The organism is Mycoplasmopsis cricetuli ATCC 35279, from assembly GCF_000526955.1.
GTDB lineage: Bacteria > Bacillota_I > Bacilli_A > Mycoplasmatales > Metamycoplasmataceae > Mycoplasmopsis > Mycoplasmopsis cricetuli.
The window spans coordinates 120,542-133,913 of sequence record NZ_JAHB01000001.1; the positions used below are offsets into that span (position 1 = coordinate 120,542).

The 13,372-nt window shown below is 23.9% G+C and carries 12 protein-coding genes and 1 tRNA gene; 2 read left to right on the top strand and 11 right to left on the bottom strand.

Annotation, left to right across the window (positions count from 1 at the left end):
- Window positions 1-1,478 precede the first annotated feature (1,478 nt).
- The 3 genes from U744_RS0100660 to U744_RS0100670 all read right to left on the bottom strand — a co-directional run bounded on the left by U744_RS0100660 (window position 1,479) and on the right by U744_RS0100670 (window position 3,192).
- A tRNA-Thr gene (locus tag U744_RS0100660) sits at window positions 1,479-1,554 on the bottom strand.
- Between the two features lie 40 nt (window positions 1,555-1,594).
- Entirely contained in the window at window positions 1,595-2,293 is a 699-nt protein-coding gene (locus U744_RS0100665; RefSeq protein ID WP_025755194.1) for a ribonuclease HIII, read from the bottom strand.
- Complete coding sequence (locus U744_RS0100670; RefSeq protein ID WP_025755195.1) at window positions 2,293-3,192, bottom strand: Cof-type HAD-IIB family hydrolase; 900 nt, start codon at window positions 3,190-3,192, stop codon at window positions 2,293-2,295. Before U744_RS0100670 ends, U744_RS0100665 begins: the two co-directional genes overlap by 1 nt.
- Window positions 3,193-3,366: 174 nt before the next feature.
- Between U744_RS0100670 and pyrH the strand changes: the two genes are divergently transcribed.
- Window positions 3,367-4,086 carry a UMP kinase gene (gene pyrH / locus U744_RS0100680; protein ID WP_084644098.1) on the top strand — a complete coding sequence of 240 codons (720 nt, stop codon included), beginning with the start codon at window positions 3,367-3,369 and terminating at the stop codon, window positions 4,084-4,086.
- Window positions 4,086-4,637, top strand: coding sequence for a ribosome recycling factor (gene frr / locus U744_RS0100685; RefSeq protein ID WP_025755197.1), 552 nt, complete (start codon window positions 4,086-4,088; stop codon window positions 4,635-4,637). Before pyrH ends, frr begins: the two co-directional genes overlap by 1 nt.
- A 43-nt stretch (window positions 4,638-4,680) precedes the next feature.
- Here the strand turns inward: frr and U744_RS0100690 are convergent, their stop codons facing one another.
- The 8 genes from U744_RS0100690 to U744_RS0100725 all read right to left on the bottom strand — a co-directional run bounded on the left by U744_RS0100690 (window position 4,681) and on the right by U744_RS0100725 (window position 13,144).
- Entirely contained in the window at window positions 4,681-5,190 is a 510-nt protein-coding gene (locus tag U744_RS0100690) for an adenine phosphoribosyltransferase (RefSeq protein ID WP_025755198.1), read from the bottom strand.
- Window positions 5,191-5,203: 13 nt separating this feature from the next.
- Entirely contained in the window at window positions 5,204-7,006 is a 1,803-nt protein-coding gene (gene infB / locus U744_RS0100695) for a translation initiation factor IF-2 (protein ID WP_025755199.1), read from the bottom strand.
- On the bottom strand, window positions 6,981-7,292 hold the full coding sequence (locus U744_RS0100700; RefSeq protein WP_245578666.1) for a YlxR family protein: 312 nt from the start codon (window positions 7,290-7,292) through the stop codon (window positions 6,981-6,983). Before U744_RS0100700 ends, infB begins: the two co-directional genes overlap by 26 nt.
- Window positions 7,264-8,916 carry a NusA N-terminal domain-containing protein gene (locus U744_RS0100705; RefSeq protein WP_025755201.1) on the bottom strand — a complete coding sequence of 551 codons (1,653 nt, stop codon included), beginning with the start codon at window positions 8,914-8,916 and terminating at the stop codon, window positions 7,264-7,266. The genes U744_RS0100700 and U744_RS0100705 overlap by 29 nt, the downstream gene beginning before the upstream one ends.
- Before the next feature lie 9 nt (window positions 8,917-8,925).
- On the bottom strand, window positions 8,926-9,345 hold the full coding sequence (locus U744_RS0100710; RefSeq protein WP_025755202.1) for a ribosome assembly cofactor RimP: 420 nt from the start codon (window positions 9,343-9,345) through the stop codon (window positions 8,926-8,928).
- A gap of 97 nt (window positions 9,346-9,442) precedes the next feature.
- Window positions 9,443-9,787, bottom strand: coding sequence for a histidine triad protein HinT (gene hinT, locus U744_RS0100715; RefSeq protein ID WP_025755203.1), 345 nt, complete (start codon window positions 9,785-9,787; stop codon window positions 9,443-9,445).
- Window positions 9,777-11,006: a HinT-interacting membrane complex lipoprotein P60 gene (locus U744_RS0100720; RefSeq protein WP_025755204.1), complete on the bottom strand. Its 1,230-nt coding sequence runs from the start codon at window positions 11,004-11,006 to the stop codon at window positions 9,777-9,779. The genes hinT and U744_RS0100720 overlap by 11 nt, the downstream gene beginning before the upstream one ends.
- Entirely contained in the window at window positions 11,006-13,144 is a 2,139-nt protein-coding gene (locus U744_RS0100725; RefSeq protein ID WP_025755205.1) for a HinT-interacting membrane complex protein P80, read from the bottom strand. The genes U744_RS0100720 and U744_RS0100725 overlap by 1 nt, the downstream gene beginning before the upstream one ends.
- Between the last annotated feature and the right edge of the window lie 228 nt (window positions 13,145-13,372).

Consider the following 13,372-nt stretch of genomic DNA (forward strand, 5'->3'; position numbering starts at 1 on the left):
ATTAACACCTTTATAATCAAATATTTTTGCAATTGAAAAAATATCATTTTGAATATAAAAACATTTTTTTTATTAGATATTGTTTTTCATATTGTCAATAATTTTTTTTGAAAATAAAGATAATTTAACAACTTTAACTTTTTTAGGTTAATAATTTAATACTAATCCATAGAATAAAAATTATAAATAGTAAAATTAAAAATGCAATTTTTATCAATTTCACTAGAAATATCAATTGCAATAATTTAAACATTAAAAAAAATTTAGCAAGTTTAAAAATAGTTCTTTTAGTTCCGCAATTTTTGTTTAATTTTAATACAACTTATATACATCAATATGATTAAAATAAATATTATTGTTAAATATGTGTAAAAATAAATAAAATAATAATCAATGATCTAGCAATAATTCTAATTGTTATGAAATTTTATTTTTTTATGAAAATTTTTTTGTCAAATAATTGATATAAAATACTATAAAAAATTTTAAAAAAACTTGTTGAATTGATGTAATAATAAAACTAAAATAAAGTGCTGCTATTTTGAGCTAAAACTAAATAAATCCAACTTAAATTAGTTAAAACAATAGCAATCATTGAATAAATTATTAATTTATAGTAGTTAATATTTAAATAAAAAAGAAAAACAATTTTTCAATTAATATAAAGTAATTTAAAATAATATTCAAATAAAAACCTCATGTATTAATATCATAATTATTTATATACAAAGTTATAAGACTCTTGAAAATAGAAAAGCCCCATAATAATTTACCTTGATAAAATTAAATTTATACTTATTTTTATTTTTAACATCAATATTATTATGCGTTAATTTATTTGAAAAAGTAAAGAATTTACTTTTTAAATGTAATTTCATAGAAAACATAAAATTTCAGAAATTAAATAAATTATACAGTTAAAACAATCACCCAATAAAAAGAAAAATGTTTATATATAAAGAATTAATAAAGTTAAAAGACCAAGTGATATAACAAAAGAAAAAGCAATATTATATTCTTAATTCAGTTGGATTTTATGAAACAAAAATAAAGTAAATAATTTAAATATATGAATCTAAATGAATGTACAAAAACAACAATAGTATTGGTGCCAATTAAAATAATTAAAAATCTTTTTTTGAGATGTAAAGTAAGAAATTAATGAAGGATTTTGAATTGATAAATATAGAATTAATGCAAATTAAAAATCACTAGTAATTTTAAAATATACAATGGTGCTCTCAATGTAAAAGCTTGTAATCCAATAAATGAAATTGTTAAGACTGAAATATATTTAACAAAGTTTGCTTTAATTTTTGCCATAAAATTTTTTTTATACTTAAAAAAATATTTTATTTTTTTGCTTCAATTATGTAAATATAATAAAACTTCATAATATTTTTTTTTATTATTTTTTCAAATAAATAAAAATATATCAAGCAATTATTTGCTTGATATATTTTAGGACAATTTTGATATGGTGCCGACAACTGGACTTGAACCAGCGACCCCATCCTTACCATGGATGTGCTCTGCCTGCTGAGCTATGACGGCATTGTTAAAATTTTACCATAAAATTTAAATAGCAAAATTTTTAACTTTTTATTTTAAAATTAGTCTTGCAAACTTCATTTAAAGCTGATTTTCCATAGATTTTTTCAAACTCAATTACTTGAGTTTGAACTAATTCGCTTGTTCCTAATAAAAAATTAAATTTTCATTTATTTCTTTGTTCATTCATATAAAGATTTAGTTGATAGCGTGCCATAATTGAAGCGCAAGCAGCTGATAGATGAACACTTTCTGCTTTAGTTGCTAAAAATGTATCAACATTAACATTTTTAAAATTCATTCAATTATTTAGTTGTAAAATATTTTGATCATATTTTAAAATCGATTTTGTTGTTGAATATTTATCAATTAATAGCACATGATTTCTTAAAGTCATTTTTTTTAATAAATTATTAAATGCTCCATTATGAATAAAAAATTTTAATTCATTAGCATTATATTCTTTTGACATTTTATTGTAAGTGCTTTGTTTCAAACGATAAACTGATCATTTGACTTCTAAATTATAACTAAGTTTTTTTGCTAAAAATTCAATTTGTTTAAATGAAAGAAGTTTTGAATCTTTAACTCCAATTGTTTTAGCTCATTCAACCAAATGATTTGGTAAATAAAATGCACAAGCTACAAGTGGAGTAAAATAATCTCCAACACCAGTTTCATCAATACCTATTACTTCTTTGTTTGTTAAAACATTTAAATTTTCTAGTTCAAAGTAATTCATTAGGCAAACTCTTCATCTCTTTTTTGTTTGCGAATTTCACTTTTAGCAATTTCATCTAATGGATTATCCAAAAAACGATTAATATAATATCCTACACCACCATCTTTGTTGGTTTTAGAAATTTTTACAGTAGCATATTTTTTAACATCTTTAGTTGAATTTCCCATTGCCACTGACACATTAGCTACTTTAAACATTGGAACATCATTAAAACCATCTCCAATTGCAATAGTATTTTCAACCTTAATTTTATAATAACGAATAAGCATGCTAAGTGCTTTTCCTTTATTTGCAGTAATATTGGTAATGTCAAACACTGGAGTTAATCCTTCTCCTTTTGATCAATATGAAAATTCTGCTAAATCTCCATATTTAGCTTTTAAATACTTTCTTAAGTTTTCAACATTTGTTGTTTCTTTTACATCAAAAATTACACCAGTTGGCATTAAAGGAATTTTATGAAAATCAAGTCCAATTCTTAGTTTTGGTGTATTTGTAAATCCAAATACTTTTTCTAGAGCTTCATCACGGTGCTGAAGTTGCACTCAGTCTGGTCCTTCAATTGCAATATTTGTTATTTCTGCTGCTACTTTTTCATCTCCTAAAATATATAAGGCTTCATTTAAATTTAAATATTTTACATATGGAATAAAATTTTCATCATTTGGATGATGAATGTGTGCTCCATTATAATTTCCAACTACTGTCTTTAAGTTGAGCTGTTCATAAATAAACTTAGTTCCTCTTCAAGGTCGTCCAGTTAAAATACAAACTATATGCCCTTCTTCAGTTGCCCTTTTAATTGCATTAACAGTTAAATCATGAATTTCACCAGTTGTACTTGAAAGTAAGGTAGTTCCATCTAAATCAATGGCAAATAAATATTTTTCTTTTTCCATAATAAATTCCTTTTTGCTAAAAAATTATAGCATTTTTGCTTTTTTATCTATTTTTTTGATTAAACAAAATAAGCAATTTTGAACTATTAACAAAATTATTGAATTAAAAATAAGTTTTTAAAATATAATAAATAAATAATAATTTATAATAATTTATAAGATATTGGAGATTATTTAATGAAGTACAAAAGAATACTGCTAAAACTTTCTGGTGAAGGTTTTGCCAATAAAGATAAACATCTTGCAATTGACTATGAATTAGTAACTGACATAGCAAGACAATTAAAATTAATCAATGAACAAGGTGTTCAAATTTCAATTGTTATTGGAGGCGGAAATTTTTGAAGAGGGGTTTCTGCTGAAAAAAATGGAATTCCAAGAAATCGTGCTGACTACATTGGAATGCTTGCTACTATTATGAATGCGCTTACATTACAAAGTGGTTTTGAAAAAATTGGATTAAAAGCTCGGGTGCAAAGTTCAATTAATATTGATCCAAAAGTAGCTGAAAATTATATCAATGAAAAAGCAATTAAATGTTTAGAAAGTGGAGAAATTGTTATTTTCGCTGGAGGAACTGGTAGACCATATTTTACCACGGACACCGCTGCTACTTTGTATGCTTCTGAAATTGGTGCTGAAGTTATTTTAATGGGGAAAAATAGAGTTAATGGGATTTATGATAGTGATCCAAAAACAAATCCTGAAGCTAAACATTTTCAAAAAATCACTTATGATGAAATATTGGAAAAAAAACTTCAAGTGATGGATTTAACTGCAACAAGTATGGCAAGAGATAATAATATTAACTTGATTGTATTTAATTTACTAGAAAAAGATTCAATTATTAAAGTATTAAGCAATAAAACTCAACATACGGAGGTAACTAAATAATGGAAATTAATTTATACTTACTTGATTTAGAAGAAAAATGTGAAAAAGCAATTAACCACTATCGATTTGAATTATCAAAAATTTCAACTGGTAGAGCTAATCCACAAATTGTTAAGGGAATTAAAATTGATTATTATAATACTCCAACAGCTTTAGAAGAATTAGCAAATATTAGTGTTCCTGAACCTCAGCAACTATTAATTAAACCATATGATATCACCTCAGTAAAAGAAGTAAATAAAGCTTTATTAAATGCAAATTTAGGTGTAACTCCAGTTAATGAAGGGCATCAAATTAGACTTGATTTTCCTGCTTTAACAACTCAGAGAAAAAAAGAAATTATTAAAAATTTATCAAAATATACTGAACAAGCAAAAGTTGGAGTACGTAATGCTCGTCAAGAAATCAACAAACAAATTAAAAATGATGATGAATTATCAGAAGATTTACAAAAAAATTATTTAGAACAAGTTCAATCTTTTGTTGATAAACAAATTGAAAAAATTAATGATTTAACATCTGAAAAAGAAAAAGAAATTTTAAAGATTTAAATAAAAATAAAAAATAGAACTCTAAAATTAAGAGTTCTATTTTTTATACTCTTATAAGAGAAACAACTTCAGTATACTTTTCTAAAAGTTCTCTTCCTTTTAATTCAGAAAGTTCAAGTACTACAATTACTTTGATCACTTCTGCTCCTTGTGATTGAAGCAATTTAATAATTGCTTTAGTTGTTCCTCCAGTTGCAAGTACATCATCAACAATTGCTACTTTTTGTCCAGGTTTAATATATCCTTTTTGTAGTTCTAAAGTATTAGAACCATATTCCAAATCATAGCTCATTGAAATTACTTCACCTGGTAATTTTTTAGGCTTACGAACCATAATAAATGGTTTTTTTAATATCGCAGCAGTAGGGGTTCCAAATAAAAATCCACGAGCATCAGGCCCTACAATCACATCAGCTAATTGAGCATGTTTTGCAATTTGCTCAATTGTATAATGTAATGCTTCACCATCAGCTAAAAGAGGAGAAATATCCTTAAATAAGATCCCAGGTTTAGGAAAATTTTTAACATTTTTTATTAGATTTTTAATTTCCATTTAATTTACCTTTTTAATTTATTTGAACATCTTCATAAAATTCTAAAATGTCATCTTCTTCAATATCATTGTAATTTTTTATGTGACATCCAAAATCTTTTCCTTTAACAACTTCTTTTGTGTCATTTAATTCTCTTCTTAAAGTTTCTATTATTCCTTCATGAATATTTTTGCCCTTACGAAAAACTTTTACTTTACATCCTAATTTAACAACACCATTATCTTGCATACAACCAGCAATTTTTCCAATTTTTGAATAGAAAAAAACTTTAATAATATGTGCTTCACCAATTTTTTTCTCCTCATAAATTGGCGCCTTTTCCCCATCAAGTAATTTTTGACAATCTTCAATAATTTTATAAATTACATCATGACTAATTAATGAAATATCTTGATTTAATGCAGTTTGTTTAATTGGTTGAGTTGGTTTTAAATTAAACACAAAAATAGTTGCTTTTGATGCTTTTGCAAGCATTAAATCTGAACCACTAACGTTTCCTGCACTAGAAAAAATAACTTTAATTATAGCTTCATCATTAGCCATATCATTAATTTGATTTTTAATTGCCTCACTAGTTCCATGTACATCAGTTTTTATAATAATATTTATTACTTTTTTACCATCAACAGATTCTTGTTTATTTTTTGAACTTAATGCTACTAATTTGTCATGAGTTGCTTTTTGAAGAGCTAATTTTTTGGCAAATTTTTCATCATTTAATCCGATAAATCTATCTCCTGCATTTGGCGCATAATTTAGCCCTGAAACAATTGCAGGAGTTCCTGGTAGAACTTTAGTTGTAGCATTTTTGTGTGAATCTAAAAGCATTCTAACTCTTCCATATTTTGAACCAGCTACAATAAAATCACCTTTATATAATGTTCCATTTTCTACAATAATAGTGGTTACAGATCCAACTCCTTTGTCAACCCTTGATTCAATTACTGTTCCTATTGGATAACGTTTTGGATTGGCCTTTAAATCTAAAACCTCTGCTAAAATCATAATTTTTTCAAATAAATCATCAAGACCTTGCCCATTTAAAGCAGAACCATAAACTACTTGAGTATCTCCACCATACTCTTCAATAATTACATCATTTTCAGCTAATTCACCTTTAATTCGATCTAAATCCTTATTTGCTTTGTCCATTTTATTAACAAAAACAATAATTGGAACACTTGCTGCTTTTGCATGATTAATAGCTTCTTTTGTTTGCGGCATAACTCCATCATCTGCTGCTACAACTAAAACAACAATATCTGTGACTTTAGCACCTCGAGCACGCATTTGAGTAAATGCTTCATGTCCTGGAGTATCAATAAAAGTGATTTTGTTATTTTTATATTCAATTTGATAAGCTCCAGTATGTTGAGTTATTCCACTAACCTCTGAATCAACAATGTTTGAATCACGAATTTTATCAATTAAAGTAGTTTTACCATGATCAACATGTCCCATTACAGTAATAATAGGAGCTCTTGTGATTAAATCTTCTACATTGTCAATAAAATTAACCTCATCTAAAAAATTTGTTGCATCAACGTTTGTTTCTTTTTTAAAATCAAAACCATATTCAATACAAAGTTCAGCAATTTCTTCTTCCTCTAAAATGTAATTTAAAGTTCTTGCTTTTCCTTGCAGAAAGAATTTTTTAATGATGTCATTTGCACTTTTATTAATCTTAGTTGCAAAATCATGAATTGTCATTTGTCCAGTAAAAGTAAAAATTCCATTTTTTAATTCTGTTTTTGTAGTTACTAACTGTTCTTTTACATCATGAACATTACTAATTCTGTTGTTCTTTTTGCTCATAAACTACCTCCAATAATTCTTGTTCAAGTTTTAGATATGTTTCAGAGGAAAAATTAAATTTAAAAACTCTATTAAAACTTTTAGTTTTTTTCAATTTCATTCAATTTTCAGGACTATACAATAAATATGCTCCTCTTCCTTTTTTTGTTTTATTTAAATCTAATTTAATTATTTTATTTTCTTTGTCAAAAGAAAAACGAATCAAATTTTCTACATTAACAATAGAATTTGTTACAATGCATTTTCGAGTATAGAATTTATTTTTTATTTGAATCTCACTCATCATCAAAACCACTTAAATCAACTGAATCTAAATTTAAATTAAGTCCATAATTAGCTAAATCATTATCAACTTTAAAATCCTTTATCTCAACTTTTGCTTCTTTATAAGCTTTTACTATAGGTTTAATTTTTTCACTACTATCTTTTTCATCTAGTGAAATTTTTTCTTCAAATTCTTCATCATTTTCAGCTAAATTAATTTTTTCTACAAAATCAAAATCATCACCATCATCTAAATAATTTAAAAAACTTTCTTTATTAAATAAATCATCAAGTTCTGATTCTTCAATTTTTTCAGGTTTTTTAGCAATTTTTTTAGTTTGAATTGTTGATTTATTTTTATTTTCAGTTAATAAACTTTCATTAAATTGAGCAACATCCATTGAAAATTCATTCATATCAATTTCAATTCCCTTAAAATATTCATTTCTTTGATTGTCACGTGATGTAAATTTTCTTTTCTTGTGTCCAATTAAATGTCTTTCTTCATATTTTGTTCTGGTAAAATCTATATTTCTTTCAATGGCTTCTTCATCACTTAAAATTTGTAGTTTAACACCTATAATTTTATTTGCTAATTCAATATTAATTCCTCTTTTTCCAATGGCATTTTTCATTTCATTCACATCAACTATAACAATATATCCTTTTTTAGGATCATCACCAACTACATCTAAAACTCTTGCAGGAGATAAAGCATTTTTAATATATTCTTTAATGTCTTCTGAATATTTAATTACATCTATTTTTTCATTATTTAATTTTTCTGAAATAGATAAAATTCTTCTTGCTCCTTCACCAAAAACACTTCCAAATGGATCAAAACTTTCTGCACTATTTAAAGTTTTTAAAACAATTTTAGTTCTAATTCCTGGTGAACGTTCAATTTTAACAATTTCAAGTAAACCTTGATTTATTTCTGGAATTTCTGTTTTAATAATATCACGCACCATATTTGGAGAATCAATTGATACTTCACAAATACTTAATTTGTTTGAAATATTTATTTTTTCTAAATAAACATCTAGATGAGATCCTAAATTTAATTTAGCATTTTTATTAATTTTATTTTTTGGTAAAAATGCAGTTGTACCATCTTCAAATTTAACATTATATGATCCATCTTTATTGCTTGATAAAACCTCAGCTCGAATTTTTTTCCCAATTAAAGATTCATACTTTTCATAAATCATTTCTTTTTCTGTTGCTCTAAAATTTTGCATAAATCCATTATTTATAGCAATTTTTGTAGATCTAGGAACTAAATCAAAATCAAAATCAATTTCAAAGGGATCTCCAATTTTTGCATTTTTGTCAATTTTTTGTGCTTGTTCTAATGAAATATATGTATTTTTCAAATCAGAAGACTCTACATCTGGGTCATTTTCTTCAACAACTCCATTAATATTTTTAACATAAACTAAATGATTTTCTTTGTCTAAAGTAAACAAAATTTTTGCATCTCGATCAATTTTATCATTTATAGCTTTTGTTGTTTCAAATGAAAATATTTCCAAAACTTTTTCAATATCTAAATTATATTTAACTGCTTTTGCATTGGCAATTTTGTATCACTTTTCTTCATTTGTTAAATTATAATGAACTTTATTTTCTTTTTTAATAGCCATATTTATTCCTTAAAATTTAATATAAATTTCTATTTTTTTAATATTATTTTTATCTATTGAAATTTTTCTAATTCTACCTTTTTGATTTCATATAACTAAAACTGAATCATCATTAATTTCTTTTAATTTTGCAATTATAACTTTATGTTCTTCAATTGGTTTTTTAAATTCAAATTTTAACATATTACTAAAGTGTTGATTTAACTCACTAATTTCAACTTCTAGTTTTTTTCCTCTTGAAAGAACCTCTAAATTAATATCATCATAGTTAATATTTTTTTCTTTAAATTCTTGTTGAATTTCTTTTGTAAATTTAATTGTTTGTTCTAAATCACAAGTATCTACCTCAATTGTTAAAATATCATTTTGCATTTTGACATTTAAAATATTATTTCCAAACTTGTTTTTTAAAATTTTTAAAAAATCCATACTCCCTTTCATAAAAAGATAAAGAGTTGCGCAAGGCAACTCTTCATTTAACATTAAGAAGATATAATAAATTATAACAAATTTTCATTATTTTTTATTAATGTTCTTTATTATATGGTTCTTTAAATGGAATAATGTGAATATGAGTATGAAATATAGTTTGTCCAGCATTTGCACCAGTATTAATAAGGGTTTTAAAGCTATCAATTCCTTGATCAATAATTAATTTTTTCGCTAATTGCCTAGCAATTTTCATTGCATGTAAAAATATAGATTCATCATTTAATAAATAATTAGATTTTTCTTCTTTTGGGACAACTAAAAAATGACCTTCACGAAATGGAAATGCATCATAAAAAGCAATAACCTTTTCATCTTCATAAATAATTTGTGCTGGAATTTCACGACTAATAATTTTAGAAAAAATGCTTTTATTTGACAAAAGATAAACCTTCTAATTTTTTTCCCACAATTTCTGTATTTTTAATTTTCAAAGTATACCCTAAATCCACATAAGCATTTTGAACTGTTTTATATAATGTATCTCCACCATAAATAATAATGGCATATTTTAAATTATCAAGTTTACTTGCATAAGGAGTGTTGTCAAAACTTAAAATTTTAATTGTTTTGTTTTCTGAATTAGTTATTTCTTTAGCAATTGGGGCAACTAAATTTAAATAGCTAATATTTATATTTTTTTCATCTTTAGTAACTTTAATTGACTCATTCAAATTTTCATTATCATCAATTTTAACAATTTTATTATTAGTAAAATCATAAAATCCTGATAAATTACTAAAATTAGTTTGACTTAATAAATATGTTTGTGAAAAATTAAGTTGATAATCTTTTAAATCTTTTGAAATTCCTTGATAACTACCAAGAGAAGATTCAAAGTTTTTATTGTTAAAAAGTAAACTTTTAGGTGCTATTTTTAGTGCTAAATCTGTGTTTTCAAAAAATATTTTATAATCATCAATTTTTGAAACTCTTCTAATTAAATTTGAAAAAACATCATTTTCACTATTTGAAGAATATCTTCATAATTGAGCTAATTTTTCTTTGATTAAGTAATCAATTAAATTAAAATCTTTCAATTCATAAGTATCTTTATTGTTTTCATAAGATGTTTTATTAATAATTTTTAACTGCTCGGGATTATTAATTTCAAAATATTTTTTAACAATTAAAATTTTATTAGTTTCTAAATTAATATCTGTTTTATTTTTTTTATAAAGAACTTGAAATTGTTCTAAATTCGGAGTAGTTTTAGAAATTGATATATCATTTTTCAAATCATCTAAAATCTTTAAGTCACTCGCATTAAAAACACCTTCTCTTTTTCAGTTAGCAATTTTTTTATACAATGCAAATGGATCATTTAAAAAATCATTTTCAAGTTTGCTAACATAAGCATTATAAGCTTCTTTTTGAAATTTACTATTTTCTAATAAATTATCTTCATCAATATTATAGATTTGTTTTAAAGTTGAATTAAGTCAAAATTTTTCAGCAATTTTTGCTAAATCCGCATTTTGAGCATCATTAATTTGTTTTACTCTTGCTTCTGTGTTTTCTGTTCTCCCACAGGAAATTAAAGTTGAACTAGCTGTTAAAAAAGTAATTAATAAAGTAAATGTTTTGTATTTTTTTTTCATTACTTATCTCCTTTAACAATCTTATCAATTTCAGAAACTAAAATATCAGATGCGCTTTTAGCGCTTGTTTCCAATGGGTTTCAATTATAAACAAATTTACTAATCCCATTTTCAACAAATAAATTGTAACTTAAACCATTTAATTTTTCTTTTATTCAATCATTTGATTTTAAAATTAAATTATTTTTTTCAGAAGTAATATTACCATTCATAATTGAAGCATTTTCTGTTTTTAAATCTTGTATATCTTTGTCAGTATATTTTTTATTTTGGTTAAATTTATTTTCTTTTTCTAACAGATATTTTACAAATTCATCATTGTTTAAAGTTTCTTTAATAATAGAATACTTATCATATACATTATTTAATATTTCACTAAATTTAAATAATGATTCATTGTTATTAGCAATTGAATAAAGATCATTTTGAAATAATTCAAATAAATCTTTTTTATTTGTAATGGCTGTATTTCTTACTATGAAAGTTCCCTTATCTGAAATAATTAAATAAGCATCATTCATATCAGAAATTTTATAAATGTATGAGTAAAGTTCTTTTTCATTAACTTTTAAAACAATATTTTTATTAAATTGTTTAATGATTAAATCACTAAATTGTTTTTCACTTAAATTATCATAAATTGAATCAATATAACGATTTATGGCGAAAACTTGTTTTGAAACTTCATTATCATTTGATGCTCTATTAGCTTTTTCAAGCATTTCATCAATTTTTTGTTGATGATGCTGTTCAAAAACTGGTGTTAATATCTTTGAAATTGATACTTCTGGTAAATTTCTATTTCTTAAAATTGAATTATTAATAAATGAAAGTCCTAATTCAAAATCATTTTCAAATTCTTTTGCTACAGTAGTTATTCCTCTTGAACCTAAATTTTTAGTTTTAACAGTAAGTAAATCAAATAATGTTTCAACTTCTGAACGCTCTTTGCTTAATTGCTCTAAAGTTTGACCATTTTGTGGAATAACATAGTCATTTACTAGTTTAAAGTTTTTTAAAACATCTATATTTCTTTTAATTTCAAATTTATTATCTTTTTTATTAACTAAATATTTTCCTAAATTAATTAAAACTTTTTTTGAATCTTTATCAAATGATCATGGTGATGAAAGGTTTTTATTAATTATTCCAGGTAACTGATAAATAGCTGGCAAAACTAATTTATTTTCTCTAAAATATTTTTCAATTAGTGGTGTTACTGATTTAAATTTAGGAATAAAAGTTTTTGTTGTTATGTAAGTCACAAGATTTGAATTAGTTGAATTAACTGCAAAATTGGCATTTTCTTTTGTTTCAAAACTTTGAGCAATAAAATATGGAGCAATTTTTTCTCCTTTTGAAAATAAAATAACAGGTTTTCCTTCTTCTGCTATAACATTTCCATCAGCATCAACTTTATAAATATCTTTAGTTGTGAATCTATTTATTTCTCTTACATTAACATTTTTTTGTAAATCAATTCTAAAATGTCTTAAAGCATGTTCTTCAATTTGTTTGAAATTTAAATAATTTAAAGCATCTTCTTCAGTTGAACTTTTTCCATACTCATCAGTGTTTAATGTGGTTTCAAATTGTTTTTTTCAGTTTTCAAACCCATAAACTGATTGAAGTCTTAGTTTTAAGTCTTCTAATTTATTTTTATTTTCTGTGTTAATTTGGTCATAAGTTTTTAAAGCTATGTTATTTTGTTCAGATTCATTATTATATCTTGAGGAGTTTCATACTCTTTGATATTCAATTGATGCTTCAACTTCTTTGTCATATCAAAAGGAAATTACATTTTTGTAAAGTTCTTCGCTTTTTTCTTTAATATTTTCATTAGCGCCTTCAATAATTGATTGCAATTGTTTTGCTGTTAAATCTATTTTTTTATTTTCTTTATCACTAAATTCTAAAATAGTTTCTTGTGGTTTTACTGCATCAACATAATTAACTTTGGTAATAGAAACCAAAAGAGGAATAGTAATTGCTGAAACTATAATAGCAGACAAAAGACCAAGTGAAATTAATACTAACTTATTTCTTTTCTTTTGATTTGTTGGTTTAATAAATTTTTCTTCATGTTTTGAATTTACTTCACTTAATCTTTCAAAAAAAGATTTTTGTCTCTTCGCCATAACACTCCTTATAAGGGTATAATTTATCTTAAATTATACTAAAAAAGTAATTTTTATTGCTTAATTAATTAAACTATAAAAATGTAATAAAAAATTCCTAAAATACCATGCGCTTTTTTAAATAACTCAATAATTTTTTATCTTGTTTTTAATATTTAAAAACTAAAAAAATCTCAAATATAAACTAAATTAACACTAATAATGTGATTAAACAAAAAATACAATAAA